General features: G+C 63.6%; 21 protein-coding genes, 1 tRNA gene and 1 pseudogene. 19 read left to right on the forward strand and 4 right to left on the reverse strand.

Features of this window, described 5'->3' with window-relative positions:
• Positions 1-77 precede the first annotated feature (77 nt).
• The 7 genes from atpA to AC2W7L_RS12395 all read left to right on the forward strand — a co-directional run bounded on the left by atpA (position 78) and on the right by AC2W7L_RS12395 (position 7,619).
• On the forward strand, positions 78-1,712 hold the full coding sequence (atpA, locus tag AC2W7L_RS12365) for a F0F1 ATP synthase subunit alpha (protein ID WP_486004704.1): 1,635 nt from the start codon (positions 78-80) through the stop codon (positions 1,710-1,712).
• Between the two features lie 31 nt (positions 1,713-1,743).
• Positions 1,744-2,676 (forward strand): F0F1 ATP synthase subunit gamma, encoded by a 933-nt coding sequence (locus AC2W7L_RS12370; RefSeq protein ID WP_062242192.1) that lies wholly within the window; start codon positions 1,744-1,746, stop codon positions 2,674-2,676.
• A gap of 26 nt (positions 2,677-2,702) precedes the next feature.
• The gene (atpD, locus tag AC2W7L_RS12375) at positions 2,703-4,151 is read left to right on the forward strand and encodes a F0F1 ATP synthase subunit beta (RefSeq protein ID WP_486004705.1); all 1,449 of its coding nucleotides are present in this window, start codon (positions 2,703-2,705) and stop codon (positions 4,149-4,151) included.
• Positions 4,152-4,154: 3 nt separating this feature from the next.
• The gene (locus AC2W7L_RS12380) at positions 4,155-4,415 is read left to right on the forward strand and encodes a F0F1 ATP synthase subunit epsilon (RefSeq protein WP_025776911.1); all 261 of its coding nucleotides are present in this window, start codon (positions 4,155-4,157) and stop codon (positions 4,413-4,415) included.
• Between the two features lie 22 nt (positions 4,416-4,437).
• The gene (locus AC2W7L_RS12385) at positions 4,438-4,905 is read left to right on the forward strand and encodes a DUF2550 domain-containing protein (protein WP_025776910.1); all 468 of its coding nucleotides are present in this window, start codon (positions 4,438-4,440) and stop codon (positions 4,903-4,905) included.
• Positions 4,905-6,218, forward strand: coding sequence for a UDP-N-acetylglucosamine 1-carboxyvinyltransferase (gene murA / locus AC2W7L_RS12390; protein ID WP_486004706.1), 1,314 nt, complete (start codon positions 4,905-4,907; stop codon positions 6,216-6,218). The genes AC2W7L_RS12385 and murA overlap by 1 nt, the downstream gene beginning before the upstream one ends.
• A gap of 759 nt (positions 6,219-6,977) precedes the next feature.
• Entirely contained in the window at positions 6,978-7,619 is a 642-nt protein-coding gene (locus AC2W7L_RS12395) for a hypothetical protein (protein WP_486004707.1), read from the forward strand.
• Positions 7,620-7,836: 217 nt separating this feature from the next.
• Here AC2W7L_RS12395 and nucS read toward each other — a convergent pair whose 3' ends face one another.
• Entirely contained in the window at positions 7,837-8,532 is a 696-nt protein-coding gene (gene nucS / locus AC2W7L_RS12400; RefSeq protein ID WP_486004708.1) for an endonuclease NucS, read from the reverse strand.
• A gap of 30 nt (positions 8,533-8,562) precedes the next feature.
• Here nucS and AC2W7L_RS12405 point away from each other — a divergent pair, with 30 nt between their 5' ends.
• Complete coding sequence (locus AC2W7L_RS12405; RefSeq protein WP_486004709.1) at positions 8,563-8,859, forward strand: hypothetical protein; 297 nt, start codon at positions 8,563-8,565, stop codon at positions 8,857-8,859.
• Positions 8,860-8,999: 140 nt separating this feature from the next.
• Here the strand turns inward: AC2W7L_RS12405 and AC2W7L_RS12410 are convergent, their stop codons facing one another.
• Positions 9,000-10,661, reverse strand: coding sequence for a coiled-coil domain-containing protein (locus AC2W7L_RS12410; protein WP_486004710.1), 1,662 nt, complete (start codon positions 10,659-10,661; stop codon positions 9,000-9,002).
• Positions 10,662-10,892: 231 nt separating this feature from the next.
• Here AC2W7L_RS12410 and AC2W7L_RS12415 point away from each other — a divergent pair, with 231 nt between their 5' ends.
• The 9 genes from AC2W7L_RS12415 (at position 10,893) to ettA (ending at position 19,878) form a co-directional block, all read left to right on the forward strand.
• Complete coding sequence (locus tag AC2W7L_RS12415; RefSeq protein WP_486004711.1) at positions 10,893-12,083, forward strand: acetyl-CoA C-acetyltransferase; 1,191 nt, start codon at positions 10,893-10,895, stop codon at positions 12,081-12,083.
• A gap of 85 nt (positions 12,084-12,168) precedes the next feature.
• On the forward strand, positions 12,169-12,483 hold the full coding sequence (locus AC2W7L_RS12420) for a thiamine-binding protein (protein WP_486004712.1): 315 nt from the start codon (positions 12,169-12,171) through the stop codon (positions 12,481-12,483).
• Between the two features lie 88 nt (positions 12,484-12,571).
• On the forward strand, positions 12,572-12,778 hold the full coding sequence (locus AC2W7L_RS12425; RefSeq protein ID WP_167195787.1) for a hypothetical protein: 207 nt from the start codon (positions 12,572-12,574) through the stop codon (positions 12,776-12,778).
• A 120-nt stretch (positions 12,779-12,898) separates the two neighbouring features.
• A tRNA-Arg gene (locus tag AC2W7L_RS12430) sits at positions 12,899-12,972 on the forward strand.
• 125 nt (positions 12,973-13,097) lie between these two features.
• Positions 13,098-14,795 carry a dynamin family protein gene (locus AC2W7L_RS12435; RefSeq protein WP_486004713.1) on the forward strand — a complete coding sequence of 566 codons (1,698 nt, stop codon included), beginning with the start codon at positions 13,098-13,100 and terminating at the stop codon, positions 14,793-14,795.
• Complete coding sequence (locus tag AC2W7L_RS12440; protein WP_486004714.1) at positions 14,792-16,372, forward strand: GTPase; 1,581 nt, start codon at positions 14,792-14,794, stop codon at positions 16,370-16,372. Before AC2W7L_RS12435 ends, AC2W7L_RS12440 begins: the two co-directional genes overlap by 4 nt.
• Before the next feature lie 191 nt (positions 16,373-16,563).
• The gene (locus tag AC2W7L_RS12445) at positions 16,564-17,244 is read left to right on the forward strand and encodes a single-stranded DNA-binding protein (RefSeq protein WP_486004715.1); all 681 of its coding nucleotides are present in this window, start codon (positions 16,564-16,566) and stop codon (positions 17,242-17,244) included.
• A 99-nt stretch (positions 17,245-17,343) separates the two neighbouring features.
• Positions 17,344-18,087: a DUF6993 domain-containing protein gene (locus tag AC2W7L_RS12450; RefSeq protein ID WP_486004716.1), complete on the forward strand. Its 744-nt coding sequence runs from the start codon at positions 17,344-17,346 to the stop codon at positions 18,085-18,087.
• Positions 18,088-18,195: 108 nt separating this feature from the next.
• Complete coding sequence (gene ettA / locus AC2W7L_RS12455; RefSeq protein ID WP_486004717.1) at positions 18,196-19,878, forward strand: energy-dependent translational throttle protein EttA; 1,683 nt, start codon at positions 18,196-18,198, stop codon at positions 19,876-19,878.
• 103 nt (positions 19,879-19,981) lie between these two features.
• Here the strand turns inward: ettA and AC2W7L_RS12460 are convergent, their stop codons facing one another.
• Both AC2W7L_RS12460 and AC2W7L_RS12465 read right to left on the reverse strand, forming a co-directional pair.
• Complete coding sequence (locus AC2W7L_RS12460; protein WP_486004718.1) at positions 19,982-20,227, reverse strand: hypothetical protein; 246 nt, start codon at positions 20,225-20,227, stop codon at positions 19,982-19,984.
• Positions 20,224-21,130, reverse strand: a pseudogene (locus tag AC2W7L_RS12465) (acyl-CoA thioesterase). Before AC2W7L_RS12465 ends, AC2W7L_RS12460 begins: the two are co-directional and overlap by 4 nt.
• A 95-nt stretch (positions 21,131-21,225) precedes the next feature.
• On the opposite strand from AC2W7L_RS12465, the gene AC2W7L_RS12470 reads away from it, so the two are divergent.
• Both AC2W7L_RS12470 and AC2W7L_RS12475 read left to right on the forward strand, forming a co-directional pair.
• Positions 21,226-21,768 (forward strand): acyl-CoA thioesterase, encoded by a 543-nt coding sequence (locus AC2W7L_RS12470; RefSeq protein WP_486004719.1) that lies wholly within the window; start codon positions 21,226-21,228, stop codon positions 21,766-21,768.
• Positions 21,765-22,436 (forward strand): DUF8185 domain-containing protein, encoded by a 672-nt coding sequence (locus AC2W7L_RS12475; protein ID WP_486004720.1) that lies wholly within the window; start codon positions 21,765-21,767, stop codon positions 22,434-22,436. Before AC2W7L_RS12470 ends, AC2W7L_RS12475 begins: the two co-directional genes overlap by 4 nt.
• The last annotated feature ends 13 nt before the right edge of the window (positions 22,437-22,449 follow it).

The following is a 22,449-nucleotide window of genomic DNA, read 5'->3' on the forward strand; positions in this document are numbered from 1 at the left end:
AGTGGCCGGCTTCTCCGGCATCGGCGGCCCACCGGTCGCCGGACGCAAGATTTGAGTAAAGGAAGCAGGGAAACCAGATGGCGGAACTGACAATTCGCCCGGAAGAGATCCGGGACGCTCTCGGGAAGTTCGTTGACTCGTACAACCCCGAGAGCTCGGAAAAGACCGAGGTCGGCAAGGTCGTCACCGCTGGTGACGGTATCGCTCACGTTTCGGGACTGCCCGGCACCATGGCCAACGAACTCCTGCGGTTCGAAGACGGCACCCTGGGCCTGGCGCAGAACCTCGACGAACGCGAGATCGGCGTCGTCATCCTCGGTGAGTTCTCCGGAATCGCTGAAGAACAGAACGTTTACCGCACCGGCGAGGTCCTCTCGATTCCGGTCGGCGACGGCTACCTCGGTCGTGTCGTCGATCCGCTGGGTCGTCCCGTCGACGGACTCGGAGACATCGAGACCGTCGGTCGTCGTGAGCTCGAGCTCCAGGCCGCCGGCGTCATGGACCGCCAGGAAGTGCGCGAGCCCCTCCAGACCGGCTACAAGAGCATCGATGCGATGATCCCGGTCGGCCGTGGACAGCGTCAGCTGGTCATCGGTGACCGCAAGACCGGTAAGACCGCTCTGGCGATCGACACGATCATCAACCAGAAGGCCAACTGGGAGACCGGAGACCCGAAGAAGCAGGTCCGCTGCATCTACGTGGCCGTCGGCCAGAAGGGCTCGACCATCGCCGGCGTCCGCCGTTCGCTGGAAGAGGCCGGTGCACTCGAGTACACGACCATCGTGTCCTCGCCCGCCTCGGACCCCGCAGGCTTCAAGTACCTGGCTCCTTACTCCGGTTCTGCAATCGGTCAGCACTGGATGTACGACGGCAAGCACGTCCTCATCGTGTTCGACGACCTGTCGAAGCAGGCTGAGGCCTACCGCGCCGTGTCTCTGCTGCTGCGTCGTCCGCCGGGCCGTGAAGCTTACCCCGGTGACGTCTTCTACCTGCATTCGCGTCTGCTGGAACGTTGCGCGAAGCTCTCCGATGAGCTCGGCGGCGGTTCGATGACCGGTCTGCCGATCATCGAGACGAAGGCCAACGACGTCGGTGCGTTCATTCCGACCAACGTCATCTCGATCACCGACGGTCAGATCTTCCTGCAGTCCGATCTGTTCAACGCCGGTCAGCGTCCCGCTGTGGACGTCGGTGTGTCCGTGTCGCGAGTCGGTGGTGCCGCTCAGACGAAGGCTCTCAAGGGAGTTTCGGGAACGCTGAAGATCTCGCTGGCTCAGTACCGTTCGCTCGAGGCATTCGCGATGTTCGCATCCGACCTCGACGATGCGACCAAGCGCGATCTGGCCCGCGGTGCGCGCCTGACCGAACTGCTCAAGCAGGGTCAGTACGCTCCGATGCCGTTCGAGAAGCAGACCGTGTCGATCTTCGCCGGAACCAACGGCTACCTCGACGAGATCCCGGTCGACGATGTGCTCCGCTTCGAGACCGAACTGCACGATCACATCGAGCGCAAGACCGGCATCTTCACGACCATCCGTGAGACGCTCAAGCTCGACGATGATACGACCGAAGAGCTGAAGAGCGTCCTGGCCGAGTTCACGCAGAACTTCGCCAGCTCGGACCAGAGCGGGTCGAAGGCCGGCAGCGAAGACACCGCAGCCGCGTCCTCTGACGAGGTCGAGCAGGAGCAGATCGTTCGGCAGAAGCGTTGAACCTGTTCCGTAACGGCGAAAGGAAGAACTGATGGGAGCCCAGCAGAGGGTCTTCAAACAGAAGATCCGCTCGACTCAGTCCTTGAGGAAGATCTTCAAGGCGATGGAGCTCATCGCTGCTTCGCGGATCCAGAAGGCCATTGCCCGCTCGCAGGCCGCCAGCCCGTACGCGAACGCCCTCACACGGGCCGTGTCGGCGGTGGCCAGCGAGTCGAACGTCGACCACGTTCTCACCACGGAATCGGACAACGTCAAGCATGCTGCCGTCCTGGTGATCGGCCCCGATCGCGGATTCGCCGGCGCCTATTCGGCGAACCTGCTGCGTGAAGCTGAGGAACTCATTCGGCTTCTGCGCAACGAGGGCAAGAGTGTGGATCTGTTCACGGTCGGCAGCAAGGCCAAGAACTACTACACCTTCCGCGATCGCAAGATCGAGAAGTCCTGGACAGGTATCTCCGAGAACCCGTTGGCAGAGCATGCCCGCGAGATCGGTGAGGCGCTGTTGGAGAACTTCGACCCAGAGTCGGCCGACTCCGGGATCGACGAGATCTACATCGTCTTCACCCGTTTCGTCTCCAGCGTCACGCACGACCCTGAATACCGGCGACTGCTTCCGTTGGAGGTCGTCGACGCCGAAGAGGCGTCGACCGGCGGACAAGCTGGCGCATCGTCCGACGCACCCGCGTTCCCGCTCTACGAGTTCGAACCGAGTGCGGAGGCTGTGCTCGACGCTCTGTTGCCGCGATACATCGATTCGCGCATCCTCTCGGCGCTGCTCAGCGCAGCTGCTTCCGAGCAGGCCTCGCGACAGGCGGCGATGAAGACAGCCACGGACAACGCGGATGATCTCATCAAGACCTACACCCGGTTGGCCAATACGGCTCGCCAGGCGGAAATCACCCAGGAACTCACCGAGATCGTCGGTGGGGCGGATGCCCTCGCGGCATCGGCAGCCGGCGACTGACCGGCGAGAGCAGAGAGAAAGAGACCATGACTGCCACAGCAACGGAAACCTCTCCGGCACAGGGCACTGCCCTCGGCCGGATTTCCCGAGTCATCGGCCCGGTTGTCGACATCGAGTTCCCGCTCGACTCCGTGCCCGAGATCTACAACGCACTGACCGCGTCGGTGGACCTGTCCGAAGGAACCCGGAAGCTGACCTTCGAGGTCGGGCTTCACCTGGGCAACGGACTGGTCCGCGCCGTGTCGCTGCAGCCGACCGACGGCCTTGTCCGGGGACAGGAAGTCGTCGACACCGGCGCGCCGATCTCCGTTCCCGTCGGAGACGTGACTAAGCACCACGTGTGGAACACCACTGGTGACTGCCTCAACCTCGCCGACGGCGAGGAGCTGGAGATCTCCGAACGGTGGCCGATCCACCGTCCGGCTCCGTCCTTCGACGAACTCGAGTCCAAGACCGAGATCCTCGAGGTCGGAATCAAGAGCATCGACCTCCTGACCCCTTACGTTCAGGGTGGAAAGATCGGCCTGTTCGGCGGCGCCGGCGTCGGCAAGACCGTGCTCATCCAGGAGATGATCTTCCGTATCGCGCACAACCACTCGGGCACCTCGGTGTTCGCCGGTGTGGGCGAGCGTACCCGTGAGGGCAACGACCTCATCATGGAAATGGATGAGGCAGGCGTGTTCAAGGACACCGCGTTGGTGTTCGGCCAGATGGACGAGCCCCCAGGCACCCGTCTGCGCGTGGCGCTGTCTGCGCTGACCATGGCGGAGTACTTCCGCGATGTCCAGAACCAGGACGTGCTGCTGTTCATCGACAACATCTTCCGCTTCACCCAGGCCGGCTCCGAGGTCTCGACCCTGCTGGGTCGCATGCCCTCCGCCGTGGGCTACCAGCCCAACCTGGCTGACGAGATGGGTCTGCTGCAGGAGCGGATCACCTCGACGCGTGGTCACTCGATCACGTCGATGCAGGCGATCTACGTTCCCGCCGATGACTACACCGACCCGGCTCCGGCGACGACCTTCGCCCACCTCGACGCGACCACGGAACTCAGCCGTGACATCGCCTCGCGCGGTCTGTACCCGGCGATCGACCCGCTCGCATCGTCCTCGCGCATCCTCGATCCGCTGATCGTCGGTGACGAGCACTACCGCGTGGCCAACGAAGTCAAGGCGATTCTGCAGAAGAACAAGGAACTGCAGGACATCATCGCCATCCTCGGCGTCGACGAACTCGGTGAAGAGGACAAGCTCGTCGTTCACCGTGCACGTCGCATCGAGCAGTTCCTCTCGCAGAACACTTACACCGCCGAGAAGTTCACTCAGGTTCCCGGTTCGACCGTGCCGCTGGCCGACACGATCGAAGGCTTCTCGAAGATCTGCTCCGGCGAAGTCGACCACATCCCTGAGCAGGCATTCTTCAACGTGGGTGGCCTTGACGATGTCATGCGCAACTACGAAGAGATGCAGAAGTAAGCCATGGCGACACTCGAAGTGAATGTCGTGGCTGCTGATCGCGAGGTATGGGCCGGTGAGGCCAAGCGCGTCATCGCCCGTACCCTCGACGGCGAGATCGGCATCCTGCCGGGCCATGAGCCCGTGCTGGGTGTCGTCGCCGACGGCGAAGCGCGGATTCTCACCCCGGGAGAGGACACCATCAGGGTCAAAGCCGATGGTGGATTCCTCTCGGTGGAGAACAACCGTGTGATCATTGCCGCTGATCAGGCCGAACTTCTCTGATCCGCAGGTTACACTGGCAACCGTGAACCCTTCTGTCCTGCTGATCGTTCTGCTCTCGTTGGTAGGACTCGCGCTTGCTCTGATCGTGGTCGTCACGATCCGACGCAGGTCGATCTCGAAGCTCTCGGGTGCCTTTGACTGTTCCATCAACGTGGGCGAGGAGTATTCTTCTCGCCCACGTTGGCGTTTGGGTGTGGCCGTCTTCTCGGTCACGTCCTTGGACTGGTACCCTGTCTTCGCTCTGACCCGGCGGGCAGCGTTCCGACTGCCGCGCGCGGATCTCGATATCCTGGTGCGGCGCAAGCCCACCTCGGGGGAGCAGTACTCAGTTCTGCCAGAGGCAGTCGTCGTCGACTGCTCCTACGGCAAGGCGGACGGTCGACCGCGTTCCGTGTCCCTGGCGATGGACACCGAATCCCTGTCCACGATGGCTTCGTGGCTCGAATCCTCACCTCCTGGCTTCAATCCGACGATGGGACGTTTCACTTAATGGATGTCTTCCGCTTGACCGGGCCCGCACAGTTGGCGGGAACCATTGATGTCAGAGGCGCCAAAAACAGCGTCCTCAAACTCATGGCCGCAAGTCTGCTGGCCGTGGGACGCACCACCATCACGAATGTCCCGGCTATCCTCGACGTGCGGATCATGGTGGAGCTGCTCGTCCGCCTCGGCTGCGAGGTCGACTACGATGCCACCGAGGGCATCGTGAGCATCGACGTCCCAGCAGAAGTCGGCATCCAGGCCGACTACGAACTCGTCCGCGCCATGAGGGCCTCGATCTCCGTCCTCGGACCGCTGACCGCACGGATGCGGGCCGCTCATGTGGCTCTTCCCGGCGGTGACGCCATCGGCTCCCGCGGACTCGACATGCACCAGGCCGGGCTCGAAGCCCTGGGCGCCGTCGTCCATCTCGACCACGGCTACTTTGTCGCCGAGGCTCCTGACGGGCTGCGCGGCACCGAAATCGTCCTCGAATTCCCCTCCGTGGGCGCCACGGAGAATCTCGTCATGGCGGCGACGCTCGCTCATGGCACCACGACCATCGCCAATGCTGCGCGCGAACCCGAGATCGTCGACATCTGCACGATGCTCGTCGAGATGGGAGCGCAGATCGAAGGCATCGGCACCTCCGACCTCACGATCACAGGTGTCGAGTCGCTGCAGCCGGTCACCCACCGAACCGTCGGCGATCGCATCGTCGCCGGAACCTTCGCCTTCGGCGCCGCATTGAGCGCTGGAGACGTGACCGTGCGCGGAGTCGGGCTCGACATCATGCCGAACATCGGGATGAAGCTGCGTGATTCCGGAGCGACGGTCGAAGACCTCGGAGAGATCAGCCTCGGTGACGGGACCCGGGGAAAGGGCTTCCGTGTGATCGGCGCTGCGCGACCATATGCCATCCGGGTCGCCACCATGCCGTTCCCGGGATTCCCGACCGACCTGCAGCCGTTCGTCATCGCTCTGAACTCGGTCTCGGACGGAATCGGGCTGCTGTCGGAGAATCTGTTCGAAGCACGCTGGCGCTTCGTGCAGGAGATCGCCCGCCTCGGTGCGAAGGTCCGCATCGACGGCAACCATGCGCTGGTCACCGGCAGCGAGAGTCTCTCAGGTGCCGAAGTGGAGGCCTCCGACATCCGGGCCGGTGCGGGCTTGGTCATGGCCGCGCTGCGTGCCGGGGGAGTGACCGAAGTGTCGGGAATCGATCACATCGAGCGCGGTTATGAGAACTTCGTCGAGAATCTTCGCTCGCTCGGCGTCGACATCGAACGAGTCGAGAAGCGAGACGTCCTCAGCTTCGACTAGGACACCGAAACAGGAGGTCTCCCAGATTCCCTCATCTATCCGAAGCCGCCGCTCTCGTTCAATTGTTCCCTCGAGTGTCTATGGTCCCCTCACCCGTTCAAGCCAGCCCTCGTCCGTCCATGGGCGCACGGGCCGAAATCCGCGCTTCCCCTTGATCGGCGGTTGATGACGGCAGACTTCGTCGGTGGACCTGGTGCGCTGCGACGGCACTGCGACGGCACCACTCGTATTCCGGTTGCAGCGGAGTGAGCGGCGCAGTGATCATGCTGGTGTGCGTCGGCGTATGTGAGGGTGTGCAGGAAGTCCCGCCTGCCACATGATCCTCAGTTTGCTGCAACCTGTGAGGTCGAGTTGCGGGTTGTCCACAGGCCGATGTCTCGACCTGGCTCTTCCGCGATCAGTCGCTCAGGCTTGATGGCATGTATGGATGTCTGTCGACGGCAGCACTGCTCGCAGCCGGGTGGGACTGTCATCGGATCAAAGCCGCTGAACGATGCTGTCTGAGAAGACTGGAACGCGGCATGTACGTGGTCACCGCGGACTGCTCTGACCCGTCCCACAGTTTCGTCAGTGCAATCGCAACAGCCCCGTCAACTACCCTGCCCAAGGAGTCGACGGGCCTTCGCAGGCGTTTGGAGGATCTGAGGATCCTCGTCAGGTCGCCTGCCTCCGGATGCGGTGTTCTCTCACCGCAGCGCCCTCATCGTTCACGGCCTTCCGGTCCCGTACATCGACCCTGGCGAGGTTTTTGCCGAATCAGTGAGTCCCCGCAGCGGTGTGCGTCTCGCGAATATGCTCGTCAGACGACGCAGCCTTGATATTGCTGCGCAGGAGATCCTCGAAGGGATTCCCGTGACCACGGTCTTGCAGACGCTGCTCGACATCGCTCGGGACTATCCGCTCGCGTTCTCCGTCGCTGTGCTTGATTCAGCTGTGCGCAGTTCAGCCGTGACTGTCGATGAGCTGCGCTCCTATAGCGAGTCTCATCCAGTTCGCACTGGCACCAGAAAGATTGTCAGAGCGCTCGAGAATGTCGACGCGCGTCGAGAGAGCGTCGCTGAGTCGATCTGTGCAGTGCGGTTCGTCGAGTATTCGGTGCCCGGTTTCGAGCCGCAGATCGAAGTCCGGGACGAGAACGGCAAACACCTGGGCCGGACCGACTTCGCCAATGAAGGGGCCAAGGTCATCGCAGAATTCGACGGAGCAGGAAAGTACTATCTCGACGGTTCGGATCCGCAGGAGACATTCGAGCGTGAACGGCGACGGGAGTACGCGCTGCGGAACGAGGGTTGGTTAGTCTTCCGCATCCGGTGGAGCGATCTGTTCTCCGCCGACCTTTTTCTGCGCATCGGTGAAGCGGTGCGTCGACGCCTGATCGTGGACGACCGGAGCCGGAGCTGAGGCCAATTTTCACGCTCGATCAAGGCGTACAGCGTCTATCGATCGGTAGACGGCTCGATAGACGCTGTACGCCTTGATTGAAGACTCCTGGGTGGGCGGAGGGTCGATGAACGTGGGCCGGCTGGAACGAGGTAGCCCGGCTAGGCGGAGGATCGATGAACGCAGGCCGATTTGAGCGATGCGCCAGGTGGTTAGGAAGCCGATCGACCGCGGGTGGTCAGAAGAGGCGTGTCTCGGGGTCGTCCATTCCGCGCAGTGCATCGTAGTCGAGAACGACGCAGCGGATGCCGCGGTCCTCTGCAAGAGTGCGTGCCTGCGGTTTGATCTCCTGAGCTGCGAAGACTCCCTCAACGGGGCTGAGGAGAGGATCGCGATTCATCAGTTCGAGATAGCGGGTGAGCTGTTCGACACCATCGATATCGCCACGACGCTTGATCTCCACGGCCACCGACTTCTGTCCGTCGTCCCGAGCCAAGATGTCGACGGGACCGATCGCCGTCATGTATTCGCGGCGAACCAGACTGAAGCCTTCGCCGAGGGTCTCGATGTGCTCAGCGAGCAGCTCCTGCAGATGGGCTTCGACACCGTCCTTGACCAGCCCCGGATCGACACCGAACTCATAGGTCCCGTCAGAGAGCACCTCGGCAATGGAGATGACGAGACGGTCGCCCGTCTTCGTCTGGGAGACCTCCCACAGTTCGGTGAGACCGGCTTCTGCCTGCTCGGCATCCGGTTCGATATGACGAACCGTGCACGGGGGAGTCATCCAGTTGAGTGGCTTATAGGAACCGCCGTCGGAATGGATGAGCACCGAGCCGTCGGACTTGAGCATGATGAGGCGGGTGGCCATCGGAAGGTGGGCGGTCAGACGACCGGCATAATCAACGGAGCATTGGGCTATGACTAGACGCACGCGCTTCAGCCTACGTGAGACAATGGCTCAATGCCACGATCTTCATCCTCGCGTCGCAAGAACAAATGGCAGCAGGCTCCCCGCGATCTGTCCGACTCCGTATCAGGCATGAGGACCAGCCGTTCACTGCCGGACGGAACCTGGTCTGTGCAGACTGTGAAGGGCAACGAAACCGGCAAGGTCTATGTCTGCCCGGGCTGCGGACGTGACGTCAGTGCGGCCTCGAGCCATATCGTTGCGTGGCGGCAGGACGCCCCGCACGGAATCGAGATCGGGGTCGAGAGCAGACGACACTGGCACCAGCGCTGTTTCGATCGCTTCCGGTGAGCACGGACTGTCCGAGGGCATTCGAATGAGTGGTCGCAGCCGACCGAGCTCCGAAGCTGTCAACGACGAAGGGACCCGCACCAGCGGGTCCCTTCGTCATTGTCGTCTCAGCCGGCCTCAGCCGAGAGTCTCAGCCGGCCTCAGCGCAGCGAGTTGCGTGAGCGTGAGGTCTTCGAGTTGTTCTGCTTCGAGCCGGAGACCTGCGCATTGATCGAGATGGTGTCCTCGTCGGTGGCACCATTGGGCAGGTCCTCACCCGCCGTGTTCTCGGCATCATCGTCGGAGTCGGCATCCGACCCCGAATCGGTCTTCGAGCCAGGTGTCGACTTCGAACCGTCGGCCGACTGAGCGGACGTCTTAGCGGACCCGCTGTTCTGGGTGCCGGAAGCATCCTTCTTCGCCGGTCCGGTCGACTTCGCGCCCGTGGACTCGGCCGATCCGTCCTTCGTCGCGGCATCCTCGGAGTTGGTCGACTCTGAGCCATCAGTCGACTTCGCGGATTCGCCGGACTTCGCGTCTTCGCTCGACTTCGCCGGATCGTCGGCTTTCGCCGCGTCCGAAGAGTCGTCGGCGAGCAGGTCTTCGAGTTCCTGGCCGTCGGCGATCTGCTCGGTGGCGTGAGAAGCCGATTCGGCCTTCGCCGGATCCACTGAGTCGCCGCCCATGACTCCGGGCATGGCGAACAGCGAACGGAGCTGATCGAGCTGAGCGGTGATCGTCTTGCGCTGCTTCGTGAGCAGATCGACCTGCGACTGTGCGGAGGCGACATTGCGCTTGGCCTCTGCCGCGGACTCCTCGATGGTCGCCTCGGCGGTGGCCCGAGCCTCGGAGATGAGCGTCTGGGCACGGGACTTGCCGTCGGCGATGATCTCGTCGGCTTTCTTCACTGCATCGGTGCGGGTCTGCTCCGCACGTTCGGCAGCTTCCTTGGCCTCGGTGTCGGCCTTCGCCGCACGTGCCTGAGCCTCTTCGACGAGCTTCTTGTTCTCTGCCTGAGCCTCTTCGTAGCGTTTCTTGCGCTCGGACTCGGCATCCTTGCGCTTGTTCGCGAGTTCGACGTCGAAGTCGTTTGCGGCCTTCTTCGACGCCTCATCGCGGGCCTTCGCAGACTTGAGCAGCTCATCGGCCTGTGCCTGAGCGGCTGCGATGGTCTCTTCTGCTTCGGTCTTGGCCTCGGCACGCAGGTCCGCAGCTTCCTTCTCGGCGGTTGCCCGAAGCTCGGAGAGCTCGAGATCGAGGCTCTCGCGAGCCTCCTTCGCGGAAGCGGCATTCGCTTCCTTGGCCTGGTTGGTCTCGCGTTCGGTAGTCGCGCTGAGTTCGGCCGCTCGCTTCTCCGCGGCCTTGATCGTCTCTTCGGCGCGCAGTTCGGCCGAGGAAGTGATCGCATCGGCTTCCGAGCGTGCATTGGACAGAGTGTCGTTGCTCTCGGTGTGCATCCGCGCGCGAGCGGAAGCCGCCTCCGCGCGGGCCTTGTTGCGAATCGTCTCGGCATCGGAATTGGCCTGAGCCAGGGTCTCGCGGGCCTGCGATTCGGCGATCTTGAGCAGGTGGTCGATGCGGCTTCCGGGAGGCCCGGCGGCCTCTGCGTTGTCGTTGGCAGCCTTCTTCAGCTGTGCCTTGGCTTCCGAGAGCTCTCCGGCAATCTGCAGCTTCGCCCGATCCGCATTGATGACCTGGCTGCGCGCATCGGCCAAGGCCTTGCGGACCGACTCGACCTCGGTGCGCAGCTGCTGCAGACGCGAATCGACTTCACTCTTCTCGTAGCCGCGCATCGCTGTGCGGAATTCTTCGGTGGGCGTCACTGAAGCGAACTCCTGTCATCTTGGAAAGGGGGTGTTCTTAGGCTGTCCTCGTCCTACTCTAACGGAGACTCCATGAGTGTTGGATGCGAATGCGAGAGTGTGGACAGGGTCTGCGACCGCCGTCGGACGGACCCCGTGATGCAGGCCACATGGGCCTCGACTAGGCTGGTGGATGTCGAAATGCATACGTGCCGGGTCACGAGTCCGGGCGCGGATATCCGAGGAGGAAATATGGCTGATGCAGTGATCGTCGCCGGAGCACGCACACCGTTCGGGCGGCTGCAGGGAGAGCTGTCGAAACTCAGTGCCGTAGAGCTCGGCGCCGAAGCCATCTCCGGCGCACTCGATCGTGCCGGAATTCAGGGCTCTGACGTCGAGTACGTCATCATGGGCCAGGTTCTGCAGGCCGGCAACAGTCAGGGTCCCGGCCGTCAGGCTGCGGCCAAGGCCGGCATCCCCATGTCCGTTCCGGCCGTGACGGTCAACAAGCTGTGCCTGTCGGGAATCAACACGATCACCCAGGCGGCCCAGCTGATCCGGGCCGGTGAGTACGACGTCGTCGTGGCCGGAGGTCAGGAATCGATGAGCCAGGCTCCGCACATGCTCATGAAGTCGCGTTCGGGGTACAAGTACGGCGATGTGGTCGCCAAGGACCATATGGACTACGACGGCCTCTGGGATGCTTTCACCGACCAGGCCATGGGCGGCCTGACCGAGGAAGCCAACGCCGGTGATCGCGAATTCTCCCGCGCCGAGCAGGACGCGTTCTCCGCTCGTTCGCATCAGCGGGCCGCCGCCGCGCAGGAAGGCGGGGCCTTCGAGAACGAGATCGTCCCCGTGACCATCAGCTCGCGCAAGGGCGATGTCACCGTCTCCGCCGACGAGGGGGTGCGTCCGGACACGACAGCCGAGTCCCTGTCCAAGCTGCGTCCGTCGTTCCGCAAGGACGGAACGATCACCGCCGGCAACGCTTCGCAGATCTCCGACGGTGCCTGCGCCGTCGTCGTCATGTCACGAGAGAAGGCCGAAGAGCTGGGTGCTCCGATCCTCGCCGAGATCCGGTCGCATGCATGGACCGCCGGACCGGACTCGACTCTCCAGCACCAGCCCTCACAGGCCATCAAGGCTGCTGCCGAGCGCGAAGATGTCGCGGCCGATTCCTTCGATCTCTATGAGATCAACGAGGCCTTCGCCGCCGTCGGTCTGGCCAGTGCCAAGGACCTCGGTATCGACGAAGACAAGGTCAACGTCAACGGAGGCGCCGTCGCGCTGGGGCACCCGATCGGCGCCTCGGGAGCTCGGGTCGTCCTCACTCTTGCCCTCGAACTCCAGCGCCGAGGCGGCGGCACTGGCATCGCCGCGCTCTGCGGAGGCGGTGGGCAGGGTGATTCGCTCATCGTGTCAGTCCCTGCGCAGGCCTGATCGAGGCGTTCTGCTCGATTCAGACAGTTGAGACGGTGGGGAGCCGATCGGCTCCCCACCACTCGGGATAGAAGGGACCATCACCATGCTCGCAGCATTCTCAGTCGCCCCCAGCGGGGGAGAAGGGGCCGACGCATCGGTCCACGACGCCGTGGCAGCGGCTGTCGAGATCGTCCGCAACTCCGGTCTGCCCCACCGGACGGACTCGATGTTCACGACCATCGAAGGCGAATGGGACGAAGTCTTCGCCGTCATCAAGGAAGCCACCGAGGCTGTCGGTGAGTTCGGCACTCGGGTATCACTGGTGGTCAAGGCCGATATCAGGCCGGGCTATGCCGGCGAGATCGACGGCAAACTCGAACGCCTGGAGAAGGCGATCGACGCTCGAAGCGAAGCCTGAGACGAAATCTTCTGAAATTCTCAGTGACGTGAGTCTCATCTGGCGTTAGTCTTTCTCCATCGGATGCATCGGTCGAAGGAGACAGACAATGAATGGTGCAAAGCTCTTCTCTGTTGCCACGGCACTCACGCTTGTCGCGTTGCTGGGCTTCATGCTCGCAGGATTCTTCCCGATCATCGTCGACTTCGCCTTCGGCATCGAAGCCGTCGCAGTCATCCTTGCGATGGCGGGAGTGGTCGCGGTGTCCTTCGTGACAGTGCGCAAGTCGATGGAGAACGCGGCCCGTCACTACTGAGAATCTCACGCCGGGCTGCTCCGGCGGCACAACGGCCCTGGTCTGCGGCGGCGACTGAACTAGTCGCGCCAGACCAGGGCCGCTTTCTGTTCTCATCCGGGCATCGGTTACGATATTCGAGCCTCCGTAGCTCAGTCGGATAGAGCAACCGCCTTCTAAGCGGTAGGTCGCGGGTTCGAGCCCCGCCGGGGGCGCTTCTCATGCTCGCATCCGCCGGATCCCGCAGGTCCGGTCGATCGACGTCGGTGCCGAGCAATTCCGCGCCGATACGGCGTGGCAGTTGGTGCCGAGCTGGGAAAACATAGAGAGTGGAGGCGTGATGACTGAGAGCAAGAGCGCCGTGACGCCGCCGGTCGGCCAAGCGTTGAACGATATCGTCAAGCGAGTCTCGGAGACGTGCTTCACCCTGCGCAGCGAGGACTTCGCCGACGCTCGGACAGCACACTCGACACTGACCGCGGAGCTCAACGACTACGTGCTGCCGCGGATCAACCGCTCGCGGACTCCGTTCCTCATCGCCGTGGGCGGATCGACCGGCGCAGGCAAATCGACACTGGTCAACTCCCTCGTGGGTCGCAGCGTCAGCCCCGCCGGAGTGCGTCGGCCGACGACGGGCAATCCGGTCGTCATCTTCAACCCCGCCGATGCCAAGTTCTTCGAATCGGAGCACTACCTGCCCGACCTGCCGCGCAGCTCCGACCCGCAGTCGAGCATGCCCGGAGTCGTTCTCATCGCCGATGAGAACGTCGAAGCGGGCACGGCCATCCTTGACTGTCCCGATATCGACTCCATCTCCGAGACGAACCGTGCGCTCTCCCGCAGAGTGCTGCTCAGTGCCGATCTGTGGCTCTTCGTGACGACGGCGAATCGGTATGCCGATGCCGCGCCGTGGGCACTGCTGAAGACGGCCGCGGCACGCAGCACCTCGGTGGCCATCGTCCTCGACCGGGTTCCACCCGAGGCCAACCGCGAAGTCAGGCATCATCTCTCCAGTCTTCTCTCCGAAACGGGCCTGGCGAATTCCCCGATCTTCTCCGTCGCCGAGCTCGAACTCGAAGACGGACTGCTCCCTCATGCCGCGATCTATCCGATTCGCTCGTGGATCTCTCAGGTCGGCAGCGAGGGCACCTCTCTCGAACGCATCCGAAATCGCACGCTCACCGGTGCGATCTCTGCCCTGCCGGCACGAGTCCGCGAGCTCGCCGACTTCGCCGAAACACAGGAACAGGCACACATCACCCTGGCCGATTCGTTGGAGAAGAGTTTCCGATCCGCTCAATCCGGACTCGCGGAGGTCTTCTCCGACGGTCGGGTGCTGCACGGAGAGGTCAATGCCCGCTGGCAGGACTTCGTGGGCACCGGACAGCTGTTCCGCGGCCTGGAACCGACGATGGCTCGGATGCGCGATCGCATCTCCGCGGCGGTGACCGGAAAGCACGACGCTGCCACACCACTGCATGTGGCGATTCTGCGCAGCGCGGCCGTCTCCCTGCGCGAACGGGCCATCGACGTGGTCGATGAGGTGAATGCCGAGTGGCGCAATACTGCGGCCGGCGCAGCGCTCATCGAAGACCAGCCTGAGCTCCGCACGGTCGGGGGAGGGCTCGAGGACGCAGTGAAGTCCGCCGTGAGCACCTGGTCCGACGAAGTCAATGCGCTCGTTCGCGATATCGGTCAGGGCAAGAAGTCGAAGGCTCGAATTCTCTCCTTCGGGGTTGCCGGCGTCTGCGCCGTCGTCGAATACGCGGCCTTCTGGGATCCGCGGCGCACCCGCGGTGCCGGGCAGAGCACCCAGCAGGGAGCCGGCGTCGCACTCAACCTCGCGGAGACGATCTTCGGAGCCGACGAAGCAGCCGGGCTCATCTCTTCCGTCCGCCAGCGCTTCCTCGATGCCGCTGCGGGAATCGTCGCGGACTGCCGCACCCCTTTCGATAACGCACTGAGACTATCCGCGGTACCGGCGCGGCAAGCAGGCGCCCTGCGCGCCTCCGGTGAACGACTTGAGGTGGCATTGTGAACAGTTCAGCACAGACCGAGATTCGGAGCTTGGCCGAAGGCATCCGACACGCGCTGTCACTGAGCGAGGACAAGCTCGCCAGTGACGTGCGCACCGATGCGCAGAATCTACTGGATCGGGCAGAGGATCGCCTGGGTCTGGGCGAGGACTTCACCGTTGTGGCCTTCGCCGGCTCCACCGGGTCCGGCAAATCCTCACTGTTCAATGCGGTTGCCGGTCTCGAGATCGCCCGCGTGGGCGTCCGCCGGCCAACGACCTCTCGACCGACCGCATGTGTCTGGGGCGAGGGCGGCAACGATGTCCTCGACTGGCTGCACGTGCCCGAACGCAGCCGTACCTGGCGCGAATCGGCACTCGACGGAGACGATCAGAGGCGTCTGCACGGACTGATCCTCCTCGACCTGCCCGACCACGACTCCACGGCAGTCGAACACCGTATCGAATCAGATCGCCTGGTAGGTCTCGTCGACGTCGTGTTCTGGGTCGTCGACCCGCAGAAGTATGCCGATTTCTCGCTGCACTCGGAGTACCTGACCAAACTCGCCGAGAACAGCGCGAACATGGTCGTCGTCCTCAATCAGATCGACAAACTCAGCCCGGAGGAGCAGAAGGCCGCAGCCGATCATCTCCGCCAGCTGCTCAACGAGGATGGGCTGAGCGAGACGAATGTGCGCATCTCCTCGGCAGTGACACGAGAGGGCATCCCGGAGATCCGCAGCATCCTTGCCGACACCGTCGATTCGAACGACGCCGCGGCCGAAAGGCTGCTGGCGGATATGCAGGCGATGGCAAAGCGGATCCGCAGGGAACTCGGCGAACCGGTGTCCTCTCCGGACGAACTGGCGGGCGCATCACGGTTGGTCGAAACGATGTCGGAAGCCGCCGGTGTCGAAGCCGTGGCACAGACCGTCCACGATGACTACATCCGCCGCGCCTATCGCAAAACCGGGTATCCCGTACTCGCGTGGGCTCAGCGCAATGCGCCCGATCCCCTGGGCGCCAAACACGGTCAGGACCGGGACGAACTCGTCCGGGCCTCGGTGCCGGCGACGACGAAGGCCCAGAGCTCACATGTACGGCTCATGGCCCACGAACTCATCGCGGAATCCGTATCGACAATGCCGCAGGCCTGGCAGAACGAAGCTGCAGAAGCCGAGAAGAAGAGCACGGACGAACTGTCCGATAACCTCGACTCGGCCGTCACAGCTGTGGAGATCACTCGCCAGAGTCCTGGCTGGTGGTCGTTGGCCCACACCCTGCAGATCGTCTTCTTCGTCGCGTCGATCGTCGGTCTCCTCGGCATCATCGCCTCCGCGCTCGTCGCCGCCATCGGCTCGGGCGCTCTGCCGACGTGGTGCTGGATCGTCAGCTTCGGACTGTTCGTGATCGGCGTGATCGGTTCGTTCGTGACCTCGCTGGTGGCGAAGTCCGCGCGGGCCAAAGGCGCCAAGGAGGCGGCCGCCGAGGTCGACGGCAAGCTGCGAGACGCAGTCGGCCGCGTCGCCCAGAGCTCGTACCTCAATCCGGTGAAGATCGTCATCGGAGAGCACCGACAGGCATACGAGATGCTCGGCTGAGACTCGGACGCATCTGTCCGACTCGAACACGCCTGAGTGCGCGACTCGGACCGCAATGCCCTGTGGACACAGAACTGCTGTCCACAGGGCATTTCCTGTCCCTGGACACCGGACCGACGGATCGGGCTGACTGGAGCTCCATGCGGACGCAGATGACCGTATGGTTCGATCACACCGATTTGGAGACACCGATGTCCGCAATCCCGATCACCGTCACCGGCACCATCGCCACAGAGCCGACCGCGCGCACGCTGCCGTCCGGGCGAGCCTGTGCCTCTTTCCGGCTCGCTGTCAATCACTGGAGAGTCGACAAGAGCACAGGAGAGTTCGTCACCGACGGCACCTCGTGGTTCGGAGTCGACTGCTACGGCGAACTGGCCAGCAATTCCGCGATGTCGCTGAGCACCGGAGCAGCGGTGATCGTGTCGGGCAGCTTGCGAAACCGAGAATGGGCCACCGAGGAGCGGAGCGGAATCTCGCCGACGGTGGTCGCGGAGCATATCGGACCCGATCTGAGATACGGTACCGCTCACTACAAACGAGCCAAGGCAACTGACCGCTCACAGTCGAGTTCCGGCCAGGCGAACACTGAGTCATCAGGGCCGAGCGATGCGATCTGGGGTGCTTTGGCTCCGATGGAAACTCCATCAGGAGACGGTGTTGGGGCCGGTGAGGCGGCGGGGCTCACAGCCACTGGACCGGACAGCGCTGCGCACACTGATTCGGATGACGACCGCACCACCGACGAGACCGGTACCGCCGGCCGCGACACCGGCGTCGAATCCGGGGGCAGTGCCGGAACCGACATCGACGCCAGCGGCGAAGAGGAACCGATCGCGCGCGACACCGCAAAAGCCGCGGCCCCGTTCTGAGCGTGGATTCTTCGCGTCGGCGTCGTCTCGCTGCCGCGCTCGGCACGTGTGATCCGCTAGAGTGAGACTGTCAATCGTCCCCTCTCGCCGAGGTTGTAGATGCGTCTCGTTCCTGTGCTGGGTGCTGCAGCACTGACTCTGGCATTGTCGGGCTGTTCACTCTTCGGCTTCGGAGCCGATGACTCTCAGCCCCAGCCGAAGCAGACCCAGGCGAAGCCCGTCGCCGAAGTCGACAAAGTGCTCAAAGCACTCAAACCCCTGACCGGCGACAAGGAGTCGGTGCCGTCGACGAAGAAGTTCTTCTCAACGATGCTCGACGCCGGATATGAGCCTGAGCAGCTCGAGGCGACGATCGACGAATCGCCGCTGGGCAATGAGGTCCCTTCGAAGATGTTCGGGGTCAAAACCGACAAAGGCTGCGTCGTCGGAGAGATCCGAAAAGGGAAAGCCACGGCCGACCTCGTCGAGCCCACGGAGTCGACGGGCTCCTGCCTGTTCGGCGAAGTCGAACGGCCGGAGGGCGTCAAAGCGCCCAAGGGCGAGAAGCGCGACGAAGACGGCGACTCCAACGGGGCCGGCCACATGCCCGGTGAGGACATCAACGGCAAAGACGGTGAGACCGAGAGTCCCGCGCCGAGTGAAAACGGCTCCGAATCGACGAGCACCGGGGGAGCGGAGGGGACCGCGGGTTCCGAAGGATCCGAAAGCGCCGACAGCTCTGAGGGCACCGCCGGGACGTCCGGCGAGGGCACATTTGGAGAGGCTTCGAGCGAAGGCGGATCTGGCGAAACCTCGAGCGAAGGCGACACCTCAGGAGAAGCCCCGTCACTCGGCGGCGGCTGAGCCGACTGCTTCGGGCGACCGCGCACCTCAGTCGACGCTCAACATCCCCGGCGGACGCCGTGCGCCAAGTAGCGCTGGAGTGCGCCGAACCGATAGCCTGAGAGCACTATGGCCGAATTCATCTACACCATGCACAAGGCGCGCAAAGCGCACGGTGACAAAGTCATCCTCGACGATGTATCGATGTCGTTCTACCCCGGAGCGAAGATCGGTATGGTCGGCCCCAACGGCGCCGGCAAATCTACGATTCTGAAGATCATGGCAGGAATCGAGCAGCCCTCCAACGGCGAAGCTCGACTCAGCCCCGGATACTCAGTGGGCATCCTCATGCAGGAACCGCCCCTGAACGAAGAGAAGACCGTTCTCGGCAACGTGGAAGAAGGCGTCGGCGAGATCAAGGCGAAGCTCGACCGCTTCAACGCCATCTCCGAGGAGATGGCGAACCCCGATGCCGACTTCGACGCTCTGATGGACGAAATGGGCAAGCTGCAGGAGGCCATCGACGCCGCTGATGCTTGGGACCTCGACTCCCAGCTCGAACAGGCGATGGACGCGCTGCGCTGCCCGCCGCCGGACGCAGCGGTCTCCGTCCTCTCCGGTGGTGAACGCCGCCGCGTGGCACTGTGCAAGCTCCTGCTCGAGAAGCCCGACCTGCTGCTCCTCGACGAGCCGACCAACCACCTCGACGCAGAATCGGTGCTGTGGCTCGAGCAGCACCTGCAGAGCTACCCCGGCGCCGTCATCGCGATCACGCACGATAGGTACTTCCTCGACCACGTGGCCGAATGGATCGCCGAAGTCGACCGCGGGCACCTCTACCCCTATGAGGGCAACTACTCGACCTACCTCGAGAAGAAGCAGGAGCGCCTCCAGGTCCAGGGTAAGAAGGACGCAAAGCTGGCCAAGCGGCTCAAGGACGAACTCGAATGGGTCCGTTCGAATCCGAAGGCGAAGCAGACGAAATCGAAGGCCCGTCTGGCTCGCTATGAGGAGATGGCAGCCGAAGCGGAGAAGACGCAGAAGCTCGACTTCGAAGAGATCCAGATTCCCGCCGGCCCTCGCCTCGGCGATGTCGTCATCGAAGCGGACAAGATCGAAAAGGGCTTCGACGGGCGCAAGCTGATCGACGGACTGAGCTTCTCCCTGCCGCGCAACGGCATCGTCGGCGTCATCGGTCCCAACGGCGTCGGCAAGTCGACCCTGTTCAAGACCATCGTGGGCATGGAAGAGCTCGACGGAGGAAACCTCAAGGTCGGCGACACCGTGAAGATCTCCTATGTGGATCAGTCGCGCGGCGGAATCGATCCGGACAAGAACCTCTGGGAAGTCGTCTCCGACGGACTCGACTTCATCCAGGTCGGCAAGGTCGAGATGCCGTCTCGTGCCTATGTCTCCGCGTTCGGATTCAAGGGGCCGGACCAGCAGAAGAAGGCCGGAGTCCTCTCCGGTGGTGAACGCAACCGCCTCAACCTCGCGCTCACCCTCAAACAGGGCGGAAACCTGCTCCTGCTCGATGAGCCGACGAACGACCTCGACGTCGAGACCCTGGGCTCCCTGGAGAACGCTCTGCTCGAATTCCCCGGCTGTGCCGTGGTCGTCTCGCACGATCGTTGGTTCCTCGACCGCGTGGCCACGCACATCCTCGCCTGGGAAGGCACCGAGGAGAACCCGGCGAACTGGTACTGGTTCGAAGGCAACTTCGAGGCCTACGAGAAGAACAAGGTCGAACGACTCGGCGAAGATGCGGCCCGTCCGCACCGAGTCACACACCGCCGACTCACCCGCGACTGATCCCAGTCCGGTCTGAGCCGTATCGGCTCCGACCCTGCGTTCCCACAGCTGATGCCCCGGCCATTCCGACCGGGGCATCTCTGTGTCCGTGGTGGTGCGGCTATCAGTACTCTGAACGGCTGGTGAGACCGCCGAGGCGCGCAATCCCTCTGAACAGGAGACGGACGAGGATCGTCCCGATGATTCCGCAGACGACGGCCAGCAGCCCGCAGACCGCCGTATGCAGATCGGTGCGTCCCATGAACGCGACGAGGCTGAGCAGACCGATGACAAGGAACAGCGCCACGTTCACCAGCCGGCTGAGGATGGTGCCGATAATGTCCATCATCGTCGGATCCTGACGCGTCACTGAACCTCCTTGACCCGGACCATGCCTTCTTGGGCCACAGTAGCCAGCAGGGTTCCGTCCTGAGCGAAGATGCGCCCGTAGCCGAGCCCGCGTCCGCCCTGCGCGGCAGGGGACTCCTGGACATAGAGCATCCACTCGTCGACGCGCACCCGGTGATGCCACCACATGGCATGGTCGAGGCTGGCCACTCGCAGACCAGGAGTCCGCCAGGTCAGTTCGTGGTGACGCAGCACCGGTTCAAGCAGATTGAAGTCACTGGCGTAGGCCAGGGCAGCGGCATTGAGCACAGAATCGTCACCGAAAGTCGCGCTGGTCCGGAACCAGGAATGCTGTTCGGTGATCGAAGAATCGGAGGTGCCGGACGTGTGCAGCGACGGCTCGACGGGACGGACTTCGAAGGGGCGCTTCCGCAGCCAATCGCTGACGAGCGGGGAATCTTCGTCGCCGAGGTAGTCGAGCAGCTCCGGGCAGTCTTCGGGAGCCGGCAGGTCAGTCGGCATCTGCTCGGCATGCCTGAGGCCCGGCTGCTCGTCCTGGAAGGAAGCGCTCAGCGACAGTATCGGCGCTCCCTTCTGATAGGCGTGGACGCGGCGGGCAGAGAACGAACGGCCGTCGCGCAGCCTCTCCACTCCGAACTCGATGGGTTCGCTGACATCGCCGGCGCGCAGGAAGTACCCGTGGAGCGAATGGATCAGGCGATCGCTGGGGAGCGTGGCCGCGCGCAACGACACACTGTGCGAGCACCTGCCCACCGTAGACCCGACCATCGGGTTTGTACTGGCTGTGCCCGATGAAGAAATCCGTCTCGCTGGAAGCTGCGGTGAACTCGAGCCTGCGCAGATCGAGGATCTGATGCAACGTCGCTACGTTGGCCTCCGCTTCGGTGGATGCTTCGTCGGTCATGGGCTTCTCCCTCGGATGGCTCGGCCAATCGTGCGTACGAGTCACGATCCTATCGTGTGCGGCATCGGCGTGATGAAGGTGGCATGATGGGAGGCATGCACTCAGGCGCCACCAACCCCCTTCTCGACGAGTTCACCCGCGTACTGTTGGAACTGAGATGGGGTGATATGGACGCGTATGGCCACGTCAACAACGTCACCCAGCTCAAACTGTTGGAAGAGGCGCGCGTGCGTGCCCTCGGATCTCCCACCCACAGCTCCGACGCACCGACCACACCCGGACAGCACGGAGTGTCCGAGACCGTCAGCGGGGTCGAGATTCCGACGATCTTCGCCGACGCCTCGGCGACGACGGAACTCCTTGTGGCTTCCCATGCGATCGAGTACCGCGCTCCGATTCCCTATCGCACCGGACCCATCGCCGTCGATCTCGTCATCAGCGAGGTCAGCCCCGCCTCGGTGACGGTGGGATATGTCATCTGCGAACCGGACGGTTCGCGCACTTATACGGTCGCCGAGACGATCATCGTCTTCATCGACATTGCCAGCGGTCGACCGCGCCGCCTCAGCGAAGCCGAGACCGAAGCGATGGAATCGGTGCTCGGCACGCCCGTCCCGCTGCGGAGGACCCGGCGATGACGGAACTGAACATCAACGACCCGCTGGCGATGCGGGATCTCTCTGCTTTCACGTCTCTGGCTCATCGGGCGGATTCGGACGGAGCGATGCGGCTGCAGGTGGCCTCCGACGTCCTCGCCGCCACCGTGGCACCGCTGTTCCCGCACGGACTCGGCGACTCGACGCCGCTGGTGCTGGCCATGCGGATGCTGCGCCTGGACGACCATGAACTCGACGGTTTCGACGAGGCGGTGCCGCTGTCGAACCTCCTCGACCGGTTTGCGCGCGACGAGAACGGAACCACTCTTCCGGTGCCGCCGAACTCCGTGCTCGTGTCCTGGACGGGGATCGCGCCTCCGCGTGGGGGTTGGGCCGAATACGACACGATCACGGTCGGACGGCTCCACAAGACGGCGGAGGCAGGGATCGCAGAGATCAGCACCGGTGCAACCGAGGGATCCGGAGGACATGCGGTCAAAGCCCTGCGCTCCCGGGTGTGGTCACGTGAGATGACAGGTGAGCAGGGGACCGGACTGCCCGGAGGACTGGCCTTCGCCGCCACCGCTCTGCGCTTCGTTCCGCCCGTCGGTCGCGATGATGACCGGCAGCTGCGCATCATGGAATCCGGAGGCTGGCTGCGCCTCGTCACCCCGGGCGGTCACCTGCTCACGCGCGTGCGGGGTCGGTGACACGCGCGCTCGG

The organism is Brevibacterium sp. LAARM3_SD1 (assembly GCF_057364765.1).